The 16,890-nt window shown below is 36.5% G+C and carries 10 protein-coding genes; 6 read left to right on the top strand and 4 right to left on the bottom strand.

The genetic code is table 11. The features are described 5' to 3' along the window. Positions 1-319: 319 nt before the first annotated feature. Together fsa and ACQH2Q_RS02715 are read left to right on the top strand one after the other, a co-directional pair. Complete coding sequence (gene fsa / locus ACQH2Q_RS02720) at positions 320-961, top strand: fructose-6-phosphate aldolase (protein ID WP_007552982.1); 642 nt, start codon at positions 320-322, stop codon at positions 959-961. Between the two features lie 336 nt (positions 962-1,297). Beyond that, on the top strand, positions 1,298-2,227 hold the full coding sequence (locus ACQH2Q_RS02715; RefSeq protein ID WP_174516903.1) for an ankyrin repeat domain-containing protein: 930 nt from the start codon (positions 1,298-1,300) through the stop codon (positions 2,225-2,227). Between the two features lie 3 nt (positions 2,228-2,230). Here the strand turns inward: ACQH2Q_RS02715 and secA are convergent, their stop codons facing one another. Continuing rightward, on the bottom strand, positions 2,231-4,891 hold the full coding sequence (gene secA / locus ACQH2Q_RS02710) for a preprotein translocase subunit SecA (protein ID WP_155968456.1): 2,661 nt from the start codon (positions 4,889-4,891) through the stop codon (positions 2,231-2,233). Positions 4,892-5,364: 473 nt separating this feature from the next. On the opposite strand from secA, the gene ACQH2Q_RS02705 reads away from it, so the two are divergent. Beyond that, on the top strand, positions 5,365-8,526 hold the full coding sequence (locus ACQH2Q_RS02705; protein ID WP_425383580.1) for a tetratricopeptide repeat protein: 3,162 nt from the start codon (positions 5,365-5,367) through the stop codon (positions 8,524-8,526). A 40-nt stretch (positions 8,527-8,566) separates the two neighbouring features. On the opposite strand, the gene odhB is transcribed toward ACQH2Q_RS02705, so the two are convergent. After that, a complete protein-coding gene (gene odhB / locus ACQH2Q_RS02700) occupies positions 8,567-9,739 on the bottom strand; it encodes a 2-oxoglutarate dehydrogenase complex dihydrolipoyllysine-residue succinyltransferase (RefSeq protein WP_425383579.1) in 1,173 nt (390 codons plus the stop codon). A gap of 955 nt (positions 9,740-10,694) precedes the next feature. On the opposite strand from odhB, the gene hemC reads away from it, so the two are divergent. The 3 genes from hemC to ACQH2Q_RS02685 all read left to right on the top strand — a co-directional run bounded on the left by hemC (position 10,695) and on the right by ACQH2Q_RS02685 (position 13,571). Then, positions 10,695-11,573 (top strand): hydroxymethylbilane synthase, encoded by an 879-nt coding sequence (hemC, locus tag ACQH2Q_RS02695; protein ID WP_010962666.1) that lies wholly within the window; start codon positions 10,695-10,697, stop codon positions 11,571-11,573. Beyond that, positions 11,564-12,451 (top strand): UDP-N-acetylmuramate dehydrogenase, encoded by an 888-nt coding sequence (gene murB / locus ACQH2Q_RS02690; protein WP_174516061.1) that lies wholly within the window; start codon positions 11,564-11,566, stop codon positions 12,449-12,451. Before hemC ends, murB begins: the two co-directional genes overlap by 10 nt. A gap of 260 nt (positions 12,452-12,711) precedes the next feature. Beyond that, positions 12,712-13,571, top strand: a protein-coding gene (locus ACQH2Q_RS02685) for an IS630 family transposase (protein WP_264705388.1) whose coding sequence is annotated in 2 segments (ribosomal slippage) — positions 12,712-13,036 and positions 13,036-13,571 — 861 coding nt in all. Because the reading frame shifts where the segments join, the coding sequence is not laid out codon by codon here. 234 nt (positions 13,572-13,805) lie between these two features. On the opposite strand, the gene ACQH2Q_RS02680 is transcribed toward ACQH2Q_RS02685, so the two are convergent. After that, on the bottom strand, positions 13,806-14,738 hold the full coding sequence (locus ACQH2Q_RS02680) for an Rpn family recombination-promoting nuclease/putative transposase (RefSeq protein WP_141457147.1): 933 nt from the start codon (positions 14,736-14,738) through the stop codon (positions 13,806-13,808). Positions 14,739-15,044: 306 nt separating this feature from the next. Then, positions 15,045-16,856, bottom strand: coding sequence for a glutamine--fructose-6-phosphate transaminase (isomerizing) (glmS, locus tag ACQH2Q_RS02675; RefSeq protein WP_425383613.1), 1,812 nt, complete (start codon positions 16,854-16,856; stop codon positions 15,045-15,047). Between the last annotated feature and the right edge of the window lie 34 nt (positions 16,857-16,890).

Here is a 16,890-nt window from a genome sequence, read left to right as displayed (position 1 = left end):
GCAAGCCAAACGTAGTCTTATTAGAACATTAGTAAAAGAAGTCAACATTGATCTTGATAAAGTAGATGTAGTATTTAAGATCAAAGAACTTGAAAACCCCGCCCAGAATGGACAAAATCAAAAGATGGTACATTGTCTAAGGGGTCTGGGCACTGGGATGACATCTTTTTTCTTGGTACAAATTACTCTTATGTCTCAATATTTGTACAGTTGTGTTATCGGCTGTTTGATGTTTACAACGCAGGAAGTTCATACGGTTGTAAGTCAAGCGGTAGGATGACAAGATTTTGCAAGGGTATTTTTTTTATAGGAGATTAATATGGAAATTTTTCTTGATAGCGTTGATTTAAATGAAATTAAAGGACTAAAGGAGTTCATTGACGGCATAACAACTAATCCTTCTTTAATAGCAAAGTCCGGGCGTAAAGATAAATACGAGGATTTAGTGCGTGAAATATGCTCTATTATAAAAGGGCCTGTTAGTGTTGAAGTTGTTGCAGATAGCCATGAAGAGATGATCACAGAAGGTCTGAATTTAGCAAAAATTGCTGATAATGTTGTGATAAAATTACCTCTTACACATGAAGGATTAATTTCTTGTAAAAAGTTATGGACAGAGCATAAAATACCTGTTAACATCACATTATGTTTTTCTCCTGGACAAGCACTGCTTGCCGCTAAGGTCGGTGCTTGTTTTATTTCCCCCTTTGTTGGTCGCCTTGATGATATAAGCTATGATGGCTTATCGCTAATAGAAGATATATGTACTATATATTCTAATTACGGTTTTGATACTAAAGTTCTTGTTGCATCAGTGAGAAGCCCAGCGCATGTAATAGAAGCTGCAAGGCTTGGTGCTGATTCAATTACTGTGCCAGCAAAAGTACTTAGACAATTAATTAATCACCCACTTACTGACCAAGGACTAGCAATATTTGAAAAAGACTGGGGTGTAAAATAATAAACGGTTACAAATGAACATAAAAATTGGCGTATCCGTTCAGGCAATGGCGTCAACTTAAGAGCCTTCATTAGCAAACTCTCCTAAAGACATGATGGCGTTTGCTACCTTATTGCGGCTGCCCTGGTCGAATTTTAACTTTATAGCTAACCCAAGAAAGGTTTCCCTACATCATACCGCCGAGGCGCTAACGAGTAGCGGAATGACGAATTTGTTGTTTTTCAAATTGTAGGTAAACCTAAAGCTATAGAAAAAAAGAAGAACCAGTTTCTTAGTTTTTCATTGACATAATCCACTCCATATGCCATAATAAAATTTTATATCTTGGAGAAGGAAATGACATTAAGGTTAATACTACAAGAAGTCAACAGTAGTCCAGATCTGAGTAAGGAAAATTTAATTGATAGAATTAAAGATAAGCTGCAGCAGGAAAATCAACTTATATATGATGAGTGGAAAAAAAACGAATTTGATATAAATTACACGTTTATAGTGCTCAAGTGCAATTTATTACTTATAGCAGCTGAAAATGGCTATGAAAAAGTAGTAAGATACTTAACAAAAAACGGAGCTAATGTTAATGTACAAGATGAATGGGAAAAAACCTCCTTACATTATTCTGCTCAGCATGGGCATGCACAAGTAGTAGAAGTTTTGCTAGAAGAAGGAGCAGACGTTAATGCACAAAATGAAGATAAAGGGACTCCTTTGCATTATGCTGCTTATAGTGGTCATATAGAAGTAGTAAAACATCTTATAAAAAAAGAGGCAGATGTTAATGTAGTGGACAGATATGGAAGAAGTCCTTTACATTATGCTGCTGAGAATGGATACACACAAGTAGTAGAAGTTTTGCTAGAAGAGGGAGCAGACGTTAATGCACAAGATAAAGACGGAAGAACTCCTTTATATTATGCTGTTTATTACACTCATGGTGAACATCCAAGACTAAATTATCAACATCCAAAAGTAGCGAAACTTCTGCTAAATTATGGTGCAGATCCATCATTTATTCATAGACCTAAAGCTATAACAGCAGGAATTACTGTAGGTATATTAGCTGCCATTGTTGCTCCATTAGCACTCATTTATGCTACTGCATTACCTGCACTAGCAATAGTTGTAATTACTGTGGCATCTGCACTGATCGTTGGTGGAATTTCCTATGGGGTTGCATATAAGTCATCAGAGCATTCATTAAACAGTAAGCTAAGTGAGGTTAGCTGCAGTAATGTTGATGGAAATAAACAAACTGTACAACCATAATTATTAATTCACCACAGTAACCGCGCCGTGGCAGTGTTTGTACTTCTTTCCAGAATTACAAGGGCACTTGTCGTTTCTTGAGACTTTGGGAAGTCTGCTATTTCTAGCAGAATGTAACCTATTGCCTATCTCTTGGTTATCTGCCAACTTAAAGTGCGCTAGGCGGTGAATGGTGAGTTCCTTCCATTTTTCAAGCATTGACTCAAACATCAAGAAAGCTTCGCGTTTAAATTCATTCAGTGGATCTTTCTGCCCCATGGCACGTAGGCTTATGCTTTGTCTTAGGCTCTCTAGAACTGAAAGGTGTTCCCTCCATAAATGATCAAGTGTCATTATCATCATTTGCTTCACGATCGTATTCCACAAATCTGTAGTGTGCTGACTGTTGAAATATTTTTCTTTCTCAGTAAAAAATTCTTGTATCTTATCATTTATATAATCCAAAGCTTCTTGTTTGTTTAAAAACTTTGCTAAATCTTCTTTATCAAGCGTTATTCCATACCTTGTATGGAATTCTTTGACTATATCTTCAATATAATCCTCATAATAGCCACTTTGGACTATACCTTCTATTACGCTCTCATTTACTTCGCTATATACTTCAAGTAAATCATTAATTTCGTTGCCTAAGATATTGTTTCTCTGCTTAAAAATAACTTTACGTTGGTTATTGATTACGTCATCAAACTTAAGTAGAGATTTCCGCACGTCATAGTTTCTAGCTTCAACTTTCTTTTGCGCTTTCTCAAGTGCCTTATTGATCCATGGATGATGAATAGCTTCGTTATTCTTTAACCCTACTTTTTGTAAAAAGCTTCTCATTCTATCAGAACCAAATATTCTCATTAGGTCATCTTCGAGCGATAAAAAGAACTTAGAAAGTCCAGGATCACCCTGACGGCCAGAACGGCCACGTAATTGATCATCTATTCTCCTGCTTTCATGTCTTTCGGTTCCAACCACACATAAACCACCAGCTTTTATAGCAATTTCCTTATCTTTTTTTACTCTTTCAACTATTTCTTGATATTTTTTTTCTCTTTCATCAGCATTTTTTATCTTCTTTAGCTCCACCTTTGCGATCATTTCAGCATTTCCACCAAGCTGAATATCAGTTCCACGTCCTGCCATGTTAGTTGCTATAGTGACACTACCTGGCACCCCAGCTTGCGCTATTATGTACGCCTCTTGTTCATGATAACGAGCATTCAATACTGAATGCTTAAGAGAATGGCTTTGCAAAAGCGCAGAAAGCTTCTCAGAGTTTTCGATGCTCACCGTGCCAACAAGGACCGGTTGAAGGCGTTTGTGGCATTCTTCTATAAACTTCAATACAGCATTAAATTTTTCCTTTTCTGTACCGTAAATTTCATCATCAATATCAACTCTTTTTACAGATACATTGGTTGGAATTTTTACTACATTTAATCTGTATATATCACGAAACTCTTCTGCCTCTGTTGCTGCTGTTCCAGTCATTCCGGAAAGTTTATTGTACATACGAAAGTAATTCTGAAATGTGACCGATGCTAAAGTTTGGTTTTCATGCTGAATTTCAAGATTCTCCTTCGCTTCAAGTGCCTGATGAAGACCATCGGAATATCTCCTGCCCTCCATCATACGCCCAGTAAATTCATCAATAATCACTACCTTTCCATCTTTCACTATATAATCTTTATCAGCAGTGAACAGCTTATGTGCACGTAATGCTTGGTCCATATAATGAGTCATTATCATGCTGTCAGTATCATAGAGCGAGGAATTTTCAGGAATGAGATTGTATGATCTTAGTAGTTCCTCCACTCGTGAAATACCATCTTCAGTCAAGAATACCGTTCTACCTTTTTCATCTACTTCATAATCAGAGTCAACTAATTTGGTTACTATTTTATTGATATGCTTATATATCTGATTGTTTTCCTCAACCGGGCCAGAAATAATAAGCGGAGTGCGAGCTTCATCAATGAGTATTGAGTCCACTTCATCAACTATTCCGTAGTGAAAGCCTCTCTGAACCATGTCTTCTTGAGAAAATTTCATATTGTCTCGCAGGTAATCAAAGGCAAGCTCGTTATTTGTGGAATACACGATATCTGCACTGTAAGCCTCTTTCCTCTCTTCGTCTGTCAAGTTATTCGTAATAAACGCAACAGAAACCCCAAGAGAATTATATAATTTGCTCATCCACTCTGTGTCTCGTTTTGCAAGGTAGTCATTAACAGTTACGACGTGTACGCCTTTCCCTTCTAAGGAATTTAGATATGCTGCTAAAGTTGCAACGAGTGTCTTTCCCTCTCCTGTTTTCATTTCTGATATCATACCATTGTGGAGCACCATTCCACCAATCAGTTGAACATCAAAGTGCCTCATGTTAAGAAACCTTCGAGAGGCTTCACGCACAACTGCAAATGCAGGTACGAGAAGATCATTTAACGTTTTCCCATTTTTCAATTCTTGTTTGAATTCTTCAGTTTTACCAGCAAGCTCCTCATCAGATAAACTCTGCATTTCTGTTTCTAATGCATTTATTTGCTGAACAATTTTCCTAAAGGATTTTATTATCTTCTTGTTTGTGGAACCAAATATCTTTCTTATAAAAAAGAATGACAACGTAAAAATGAAAAATATAAGAATGGCTGTCAAAATTAGCGGAGAATCTAGCATAAACTTAAGTAACGTCTTATTTAATATGAGATTATATTACTAAATGCAGCCTACAGCAATTACATATTAGATTCGGGGAATCCTTATTCATATACTAAGGTAATAAACAAAGGAACACTTCCAACCCTGTTCTTGCAGGCACTGTTATTGAAATATTAAAGAATCTGTTGCATTATCTTAGGCACTTGGTGACTTTAATTTTTTATAGAAAGAAGTTATTCGTAGGTTTAGTAGGGTATGAATGTAGAAAATAAACAGTCTGAAATACTTAGTAATCGTATATTTAAGAAGAGAGATGGCACATCAACAGGTGATCATGGTTGCAAGTATGAAGTAAAATTATTAATGCTGTATCTACTTTATGGGTTAAGTAGTAAAATTGACTTTTGGTTAGCATCAAACATAGAAGGTTTTGGAGCCTTTGATGATATTTTTTTGAGTATAAAGATCAGAAGAACAAATCGAGAATTATCTTGGTTCAAGCTAAACACCGTAACGACCCTAGTTCATCAGCGAATATTACTTTTGAAGATTTGTTTATTGATGGAAACAATAGAAAGCGACAGAAAGAGGATTTCGGGTTAAACAAATATTTTGAATCTCATCCTGAGATTAAGCAAAACCCTGAGTATAAGAACAGTGATATTACACTTGTCATTCATGCTAATGTTAATGTGAACTTAAAAAAAGGTACAGAAAAGCAAGGCAAAGTAGAAACATTAGAGGAGTATCTGGAAGAGTCAAAGTTAACAGATGATAACATTTTAAGTATTTATGAAGGTCACAGAGGAACGTGCTACAAAATAAAAAATCATATTGAACTGAAAAAATACTTCAGTTGCGGCAGTGAAGATGAAATAGAAGATTTTTTACTTAGAATAAGGTTTGTAGTTAATCAACCTAATCATTCAAAATTAGATGATATTATTAAGAAAGAAATAGGGAGTATATACAAAATATCAGGCAAGAAAAACATTGACATGGTTTTTGACTTTGCACGCGGGAAGGTAGAAAAATGGTGGGAACAACAGGGTAGCGAAGTTTCTTATCTAACAAGAAAAGACAATTATTTTAAGGAAGCCATAGAACATCTTTATAGTCTCAAACTTAAGGAAGATCTACCTGAATTTTGGCAAGTCCCTCTTCGAAATTATAACTTTGTCGGCAGAGAAGCGCTGCTAGATAAAATAGAAGAATGCCTGAAAGCTAATGATACAGCAACACTAGTTGCTTATCATGGAATAGGTGGAATAGGTAAAACACAATTAGCATTAGAATTTATTTGGAGTAAGCTCCAAAAATATAGATGGATAATTTGGCTTGATACACGAGATAGAAATACTTTAATTAACGAGTACATCAAGTTAGGACGTGGACTAAACGTTATTCATGGTTACAGAGAAAACGTTCGTGAAGAAGATCACGCCAAGCATGTTAAGTATTGGCTAGAACACCCTGAACGTGCTGGGTGGCTACTGATATGCGATAACGCTCCTAACTACAAAGATATAGCAGATTTACTTCCTATAGAAGGAGGAAAGATATTATTAACTTCTCGTTATACATTTGGCTGGCCACAACCACAGAACACTATTTCTGTTGATGTTTTTGAACCTGGAGAATCAAGGAGCTACATTTGTAAGATACTAGAAGTGGAAGGAACAAAGCTAGATATAATTCAAGTGGATGCATTAGCAAAGACATTAGGTCATTTACCTTTAGCTTTAGCCCAAGCAAGCGCTTATATAAAGAAAACAGGTATAAATATTTCAGACTATTTGAAATTATATAACGATAGAAAACGAGCTTTATTATCTGATGAAACATTGCTTGAAACATTTCCAGCCGACGCTAATAGAGAGACTGCAGCAATAGTGTATGTTACATGGGACATCACAGTAGAAGCAATAAAAAAAGAATCCTTATTGGCAGCTAACTGGCTTACTGCTTGTGCTTACTTAGATGGTAGTCCTATTCCTCAATCTTTACTAGAAATCTTTGCTGATAATCAAGAAAATAATCCTTCCTTAGAAACTTTCCATGAAGCGTTTGGAATATTAATAAGTTACTCCATGTTAACTACCAAAAAAGATCATAGTATGTTAATACACAGCTTGGTTCAAGAAGTTATAAGGCTAAAGTCAGAGAAAAGTGGAAAAACTAAAGAAGACATAAAGACTGTTTTTCAACTATTACAAAAGGGTTTTCCTTACCACAGTGATAAACTAGAAGATTATGCTAAGAAACGACAATTATTACCACATTTAGAAGCATTTTTATCACACATGGATAATTTGCTAGAAAAAAATTCTTCAGAAAAGCAAACAATAGAAAAGGATTATCTTTTAGATTTGTTAATGTGGATTAATGATGGATACTCTGATTTAGGTAACCCTAAAAGACAAAAGGAGTTGATCGAATGGATTTTACCTATTCTTCAGAGGCATTTTATCCCTGATTATGAAATTGCTACACTGCTGGTAAGTCTTGGTATTGCTTATAATGCTTTAGACAATCCTCGGAACGCAAAAGAGTTGTTTGAATGGGCTTTACCTATTCTTGAGAAATATTATGGTTCTGATTGTCCTAAAGTTGCTGTTGCACTGACAAACCTTGGTAACGCTTATGAGGATTCGGGTAATCCTCATAAAGCAAAAAAGTTGTTTGAATGGGCTTTACCTATTTTTGAGAAACATTATGGCTCTGATCATCCTAAAGTTGCTGTCATACTGACAAACCTTGGCCACGCTTATGAGAATTTAGATAATCCCCGGAGAGCAAAAAAGTTGTTTGAGCAAGCTTTAGCAATTCAAGAGAAACATTATGGACTTGATCATTTCGAAGTTGCTAAACTACGGGCAAACCTCGGTCTTGTTTGTTATGCTTTGGGTGATCTTCAGAAAGCAAAGGAGCTGTCTGAACGGGCTTTACCTATTTTTGAGAAACATTACGGTCCTGACCATCTTGAATTTGCTAAACTGTTGTCAAACTTAGGTGTCATTTATGGGGGTCTAGGTTATCATAAGAAAAGAAAGAGGTTACTTGAACGGGCTTTAGCAATCAAAAGGAAACATTACAGGTCTGACCATTTCGAAGTTGCTATACTGCTGGTAAATCTTGGTATTGCTCATAATGCTTTAGGTAGTTCTCAGAAAGCAAGAGAGTTGCTTGAACGTGCTTTACCTATTTTTGAAAAACACTATGGCCCTGATCACCCGGAAGTTGCTAAACTACTGGTAACCCTTGGCATTACTTATGGCATTTTAGGTAAACATAAGAAAAATCAAGAGTTGCTTAAACGGGCTTTACCTGTTTTTAAGAAACATTATGGCCCTGATCATCCAGAAATTGCTATTATACTAATAAGCCTCGGCATCTCTCATGGGGACTTAGGTGACCACGAGAAACAAAAGGAGCTGTTTGAACAGGCCTTGCCTATTCTTGAAAAACATTATGGCCCTGATCACCCGGAAGTTGCTACACTACTGATAAACCTAAGCGACGCCTATGGTGCTCTAGGTAACCATAAGAAACAAAAGGAGTTGTTTGCACGGGCTTCATCCATCTTTAAGAAACATTATGGCCCTGATCATCCGGAAGTTGCTAAACTGCTGGCAGAGCTAGATGACATTTAGGCTTTTAGCAACACTAGATTAATAATCACTTATTTTATAATCACACTTCCAAAACTAACCTGTTTGGATCTTCTATATAATTTTTTATTTTAACGAGGAAAGTTACTGCTCCTTTGCCGTCAACTATTCTGTGATCGTAAGAGAGAGCAATGTACATCATAGGTCTGATTTCTACTGCATTACCAACAGCAACTGGCCTGTTTTGTATTGAATGCATTCCAAGTATTCCAGATTGCGGAGGGTTTATTATCGGAGTGGAAAGAAGTGAACCGTATACTCCACCGTTTGAGATGGTAAATGTTGCACCTTCCATTTCTGATACTTGTAATTTACCCTCACGAGCTTTTTTGCCAAGAGCAACTAAAGTCAACTCAATTTCTGCAAATGACATCTGATCGGCACCCCGAATAACTGGTACAACAAGACCTTTATCGGTGCCAACAGCAACACCTACGTCATAGTAATGTTTATATATGATTTCATCGCCTGAGATTTCAGCGTTAATTTCAGCAATTTCTTTCAATGCTTCCACCGCTGCCTTTATAAAAAACGACATAAAACCAAGTTTTATTCCATATTTTTTTTCAAAGGCGTCCTTATATTTTGCTCTTAGATCCATGACATTCTTCATGTCAATTTCATTGAACGTGGTCAGTATTGCAGCAGTATTTTGCGATGCTTTCAAACGAGCGGCAATTACTTGCCTTATTTTGCTCATTTTTACTCGTTCCTCTCTTTGCTCTCCATTTACTACACTTTTTGGCAATTCGTATTGTTTTATTGCAGGCTGTTCTGTTTTGTTTATATGGCCTATTACATCTGCTTTTGTTATTCTGCCTCCCATGCCAGTTCCTTTGACGCTTTCTGCACTGATTGCATTTTCTTCCATAATTTTACGAGCTGATGGAGCATCTTTTTTAGCAGCACTTTCGCTTTTATCTTCTTTTCTCGCTTCCTCTTTTACTTCTCCCATGGAAAGCTTCGCTAACAATTGATCAGGACTTATTACATCATCTTCTTTTATAAGAAATTCAGTTATTTGCCCTGAAGCTTCTGCAGTTAATTCGAGTGCTGTTTTGTCAGTTTCAATTTCAAAGATCAAGTCATCTACTTTTACTGCTTCTCCAATACCCTTCTTTATTTTTACTATACCTTCTGTAACTGATTCACCACCAAGAGTTTTTGGTGCTCTGATTTCTATAATTTTGCTCATAAAACAACTTCCGTATAAAACTTTCTATAGATTTATACATGAAAAGAGACATGTAATAAACTAATAAATTCATTGAGGCTCTTATCATTTAGAAGTGACAAACGGATAACATATTCCCAAATGTCATTCCAGCACGTGACGCTAGGCCATAAAAATTCCTTGACAAGCTTTGTCAGCCCCCCTATCATGGTACTGAAGCTATTTATTTATCTTCGCAATCTGTGCAGGTTAATGACAAAAAACTTAGGGTATTTGGCGTCTCATGTTTAATTTTTCGCACTACGTGCATCGCATGTCTTTAAAAATTTTTAGGTTTTTACCTATATAAGCCGAAACGCGCTTACAAAGCGTTTAAGACAGCAAAAAACGTCAAATTGACAAGGGAGAATTTGAATGCTAGCTACTACGGGGTTTCTTTGCCTTTTTTCCTGCTTAGTAAATTTCTTAAACACTTGCGGTGTAGGTTAGTTGCAAGTTAAAAGCAGCTAAATCGCTCTTAATCAAGCGTTTTAGAATAAAAAAAACGCCGATATTTTAGTACATAGTAAATAGCCAACCACCACGGGGCTTCTTTTGCCTTTTTTTTCGCTTGGTAAATTTTTTAATATTTATAGCTAAACGACAACCGTCATCCCGCTGCTTGTTAGCGGGATCTAGAGATACCGCGAATGAATCGCGGTATGACGGTTAAATAATTCGTCATCCCGCTACGTGTTAGCGGGATCTAGAGATACCGTGACGGTATGACGGTTCGCGGTGGTATGACGATAAGGTTTATACCTTGTCATGCAAGTACTAGAATACAGTAAGCTTATTTATGCATATAAAAGGTTATTATTTTGTAAAGTCAAAGTTGCTTTTGGTTTTAAGTTAAAGTACAATAAATGCAAAGGTTTATATAAACTGGATCCAAGTAGTCAGCTACTTGAATGACATCAGACAAACAATCGTACACATGCTAGTCAAAATAGGTACCAGAGGAAGCAAGCTTGCAGTTGCCCAGGCTTTGGAAGCAAAACAAAAGTTGCTGGATTCTTTTCCTAACTTATCTATTGAAATTGTTAAAATAAAAACTTCTGGAGATAAGTATGCAAACGCAAATCTTGCTGAAATAGGAGGCAAAGGATTATTCATTAAAGAAATTGAGACTGAATTGCTCGAAAATAATATAGACATGGCAGTTCATTCGCTAAAAGATATGCCTGCGTTTTTCTCAGGGGGTTTAACAATTCCTTGTGTTTTAGAAAGGCTAAGTTCATGCGATGCGTTTATTTCTCATAAACACAATAGCCTTGAGTCTTTGCCACAGCAGGCTACTATTGCCACTTCTTCAATAAGAAGAAAAGTTCAGTTGTTAAATGTTAGACCAGATTTAAATATAGTACCGCTACGTGGAAATGTAACAACCAGATTGCAAAATCAAAGTTTTGATGGAATAATTCTAGCTGAAGCAGGACTCATAAGATTAGAAAAACATCACTTGATTACAGAGGTATTGCCACCAAAAGTTATGTTAAGTGCAGTGGGGCAGGGGGCGGTTTGTATTCAATGTAGAAGGAATGATGTAAAAATTATCGATCTTTTAGAGAAAATTAATAATAATATGTCTTTTATAGGAGTGAAATCAGAGCGCAGTTTTATGAAGACAGTGAATGGTTCATGTTTTACACCACTTGCAGCTTTGGCTGAATATGTGAGCGAAAATATGCTACACCTTCGTTGTATGTTAGCAAGTGGAAAAAATATATACTTCACTGAGCGCACTTCATTTATAGAAGATGCGGAGAAAATGGGTATGGATGCAGGATTAGAGTTGAAATCAAAATGCTTATAAGCTTACCTAAAGTACGTGGAATCTATCGTTATGATGTCTTAATGTCTAAAGCGACGTGGTTAAATGTTGGTGGACGAGCTGATGTATTATTTAAACCATGTGATATTGAAGATTTAACATACTTGATTAAAAATACTGAACTGCCAGTTAGCGTTATTGGTGCAACATCCAACATAATAGTGCGAGATAGTGGCATTCGAGGAATAACAGTAAAATTAGGTAAGGAGTTTGCATATATTAAAAGTAAGGGTAACAACTCTATTGTAGCTGGGGGAGCTGTGCTGCTCAGCAACCTTGCTCACTTTGCGGGAAATCAGCAGATTAGTGGGTTGGAGTTTCTAGTTGGAATTCCAGGAACAGTTGGTGGCGGAATAGAAATGAATGCAGGTGCATATGGTAGTGATATCGCAAGTGTTGTACAATCCATAAAAGCAGTGAATCTAGAGGATGGAAACCTATATGAGTTCTCCAGCGAAGAAATGGGGTATTTTTACCGTGGACATAGCCTAAAAGGAAATTGGATTTTTGTTGAAGCTGAGTTTAAAGGAGTAAACTCAGAGTATGAGCTTATACTGCAAAGGTTAAAGGAAGTTATTGAGAGGAAAAATAAAAGCCAGCCAATAAGAGGAAAAACTGCTGGGTGCATATTCAAAAATCCAAAAAACTACCGAGCATGGGAGTTAATTGATAAATCTGGCTGCCTAGGGTTAAATATTGGTGGAGCTAGAATCTCTCAGAAACATTGTAACTTCTTGCTCAATTACGATAATGCAACTGCATCTGACTTGGAAAACCTTGGCAACAAAGTAAAAGATGCAGTAAAGGATAAATTTAATGTTGAACTTGAGTGGGAAATAAGGGTTTTGGGTAGCTATTAGATAGTTTTTATAGCTTATGTATATTCGTTCAGGAGAACGGCAAATAAGGTAAACAAGTAATCTAAAAAAATAATCATAGAGAAACCGTGAGGTAATGTGGTTAATCTTGTAGAACTTTGCAAGAATCTAGAGAGAAAAATAGCAAAGTTATACCAATTCTCATTATTAGTGAATCAAATAAGCGATATTGTAGAGTTATAGCTCTTTCCATAAAAGTCCGGATGTGATAGGATAAGGGTAGATGATGATAAGGAGGTTGAATGCCAGCAGCATATAGTTATGATTTAAGAAAAAAAGCAATGGAAGCGCTAGACGAAGGAGAAAGCAGAGAAACAGTGGCAGCAAGATTTAAGATTGGAAGAACTACTTTATGGGAGTGGCAGCAAAGAAGAAAAGAAACAGGAGACTTTCAATCAAAAAAACTTGGAAATGGGGGTTACAATCACAAAATTACCGACTGGGATACCTTTGCCAAATTTGCCAGAGAACACGGAGGAAAGACTCTATCGGAAATGGCTAAACTTTGGAACAACGTTAGTATCCAAACGATCTATCGAGCCCTTAAAAAAATTGGATTTACGCGCAAAAAAAGACATATGGATACAAGGAAAGAAACGAAGAAAAACGTGCTGAATTTTTGAAAATTATAGCGACAAAAGAACCTAAAAACTTAGTGTATATAGATGAGTCTGGCATTGATAACACCGAAGACTACCCCTACGGATATTGCCAGAAAGGACAGCGGTTTTATGCCTTAAAATCTGGAAAGAAAACTCAACGAATCAGTATGGTTGCAGCCTTAAGTGGAAGAAAGATAGTTGTTCCGTTAACCTTTGAAGGCCACTGTAATATGGATGTTTTTAATGGATGGTTTGAGCAATTTTTGACACCGATCTTGGAACCTGGACAGACTGTCATTCTTGACAATGCTACTTTTCATAAGTCTGATAAGATTATCGAGCTTGCTAAAGGGGTTGGTGCAGAAATTTTGTATCTGCCGCCTTATTCTCCAGATTTCAACAAAATTGAGCATCATTGGTTTGCTATAAAAAACAGAGCCAGGAAAAACATTCCTCTATTCGAATCCTTTCGTCGTGCTGTTGATTCTGCCTTCCTATGACCTGTTCGGACTATTATGAGAAATGCTATATTTAATTGTGGAGTGAGAAAGAAAGGCAATAGTATGGCTTTTTTTCCATTGTTATCTATCCGTTTATTGTGCAGTGGGAATTGGTATTAGCTGAACGGACACTATTGTTATACTATATCTTATATACAATTGTGCAATATGGACAATGGCAACAAATTTACTAGCGAAATTCAGTGATTTATGATTGATAATTAAAGTTCTTAATTAGTAACCGTTCACACTTAATTCTTCAATCTCACTAATAGAAAGGCCAGTAAATTTGACAATAGTGTTGACATCAACATTGTTAGCCAGCATTGCTTTTGCGACTTCGATTTTTCCTTCGATTTTTCCTTCAATTTTCCCTTCCTCTTTACCGATTTTGATGCCTCTTTCTTCGCCAATTTGGATGCCTTTTTCAGTAGCAAGGTCAAGTCTGTATTCAAGAATGGCTTCTTCTTTCCGTAGATCCATTATTCTTTCTTCATAAGCTACTAAATCTTTTTCATTCCAGCTAAACCTGTCTAATTCATCGTAGGCTAACTTTATTATTGGTGCTTTTTCTGCTATTTTCCTTAAGTCTTCTTCCGTAGTTTCATCTGCATATTTGAAGAAAAATAACCAACGATCCACTATGCTTTCTAGCTGTTCTTCCTTATTCTTAGGAAATTTAGGTAGTTCAATAAATACAAATTGAAAATCTTTTAAGTCATGCTCATTGGTTTTCTCATCTCTTATAGTGTGGCTGGATATATAATCAAGCTTATCAGGAAATAAATTACAATTAGAGATAGCAATAAAGAAAACCTTCTTTAAATCAATGTACTTACCAGATTTATCAGCTTGCCTTGAGTAAGCCTTAGCAGCATATAGTTGAGCTCGTTTTTCGAAGCCTTTATCGCGAGTGAGCTGCATTTCAATCACATACCTAGCCCCACTAGAGTCCCTGCAAAGAACATCAACTATACTTTGCTTATCAGAGGCAATTTCAGGATCCATTATAGTACTGAGGAATTCCACTTCTTGTATAGTATTTATCTCGGTAAACCCTAAAATATCATTCAAAAAATGTATGAGAATATTCTTATTTTTTTCAGTGCCAAAGATTCTTTTAAAGGTTAAATCCAGCTTAGGGTCGAGAAACTTAGATAAAGCCATAGCCAAAGTGCTTAAAAATATTAATAGTTATACACTATTATTAACAATTATTCAACCATATTTTTGAAGATAGCTATGCCGCCGCGAACCGTCATACCGCCGCGGTATCTCTAGATCCCGCTAACAAGCAGCGGGATGACGAATTACTTAACCGTCATACCACCGCGAACCGTCATACCGCCGCGGTATCTCGGCATAGATTCCGCTAATTAGTAGCGGAATGACGATTGTGTATCGTGTTTTGCTAAAAATCACAGAATGCAGTCTGGTTACCTTATTAGAAGTTTAGCTTTAACTTTAAATGGACTACTCAACCGTGACAGACTTAGCTAAATTTCTTGGACAATCTGCATCTAACCCTTTTTTTGCTGCAGTAAAGTAAGCAAGGAATTGCATAGCAACACTGTAGATGATTGGAGAGATAAAATTATCAGTGTCTGGAAGTTGCACCACATCTGCGCAAACTCCCCTTAGGAATGGCGCTCCTTGTTTATCACTGAAGGCAATTACTTTGCCTTTTCTTGCAATAATCTCTTGTATATTAGATAGCGTTTTAAAGAATAAATCATCATAAGGGATAATTGCTATAACAAGCACAGTAGAGTCTATTAAAGCAATAGAACCATGCTTCATTTCTCCCGCTGCAATACCAGTTGTATTGATATATGAAAGCTCTTTTATTTTCAATGCGCCTTCCATTGCAACTCCGTATGAACTTCCTCTGCCGATTAAAATAACGTTATTGTGTTCTAATATACTGCCCGATATATGTTGTATTTTCATCACATTCAAAACGTGCTCAACATACTCGGGAATAGAGTTAATAGCGTTGCTTAGCTGTTTTATTCTCTCTCCACCCAGTATACCTTTTATTTTTCCAAGCTCCACGGCAAAGCATGCTAAAGTTGCAAGTTGCGCAGAAAAGGTTTTTGTTGAAGCAACACCAATTTCTGGCCCAGCAAGAGTATGTAACACAATATCTGAGATCTTTTCAATGCTGCTGCTAAATGTATTAGTTATACTAATGATTGTTTGCTTCTGTGATTTCGCATAACGCAGCGCTTCTATGGTATCTGCAGTTTCGCCAGATTGAGAGATGAATAACCCAATGCTGCCTTCTTCTAGCTTGACGTTGCTATACCTAAATTCTGACGAGATTTCTAGATATACTCGAACTTGAGCGACACTTTCCAGCCAATACTTCGCTATTAGCCCAGCAAAATAAGATGATCCGCATCCAACTATAGTAATGTGATTCAGTTCAGAGAATAATTTTTTGTTGACCTCTTTATGTTGCTTGTAAAATTGGTTTATTGTTTTGTTTAATGCACAAGGTTGCTCAAAAATCTCTTTTAACATGAAGCTAGGGTAACCATTTTTGCTAATTAGAAAATCACTTGGACTACTATTTTCTATACTGCGTTTAACTTGTGTACCATTGTTGTATATACTAACTCCACTAGATTTTATCACTGCAATGTCATCATCTTCCAAATGCGATATTCTTTCCACAAATGCACTTAAAGCATTAGAGTCAGATGCAGCAAACACTGTGTTACAGTTATAGCCTATTGCTAAAGGCAAATTTCTCTTCGCAACAAATAAGGCGTCTGGATATTCTGCAAATAATAAGACCAAGGCAAATGAGCCGTGTAGGTTGTTTAAACACTTAAATAGAGAATCAACTGGCGACAATCCTTCATCAAGATATAAGTTTAGCATGTTTGGTATGATCTCTGTGTCAGTGTCAGTATGGAATGACATGCCCCTTTCTTCTAGGCCCTTTTTTAGCAGATTGTAATTCTCAATTATGCCGTTATGAGCAACAACAACGTTATTTGTACGAATGGGGTGAGCATTTTTAAGGCCTGGGACTCCATGTGTAGCCCAGCGAGTATGTGCTATACCAACTGTACTGTGAGACATCTTGCTGTCATCAACAACTTCACATAACCTTTTGACTTTACCTTCTGATTTTTTGACTTCTATCTCGCCTTCATTATTTATGATTGCTATACCTGAAGAGTCATATCCCCTATATTCCAATTTTTGCAACCCAGTTAGTAAAGTTGGTATTACTGAATCACCGCTACTTACTACACCAAATATTCCGCACACAAATGGATCACCAAACAAACTTTTTTCTAAACAT

The sequence above is a fragment of the Wolbachia endosymbiont (group A) of Melieria omissa genome, assembly GCF_964031125.1.
GTDB classification, from domain to species: domain Bacteria; phylum Pseudomonadota; class Alphaproteobacteria; order Rickettsiales; family Anaplasmataceae; genus Wolbachia; species Wolbachia pipientis.
This window is presented reverse-complemented; position numbering and strand designations above follow the sequence as displayed.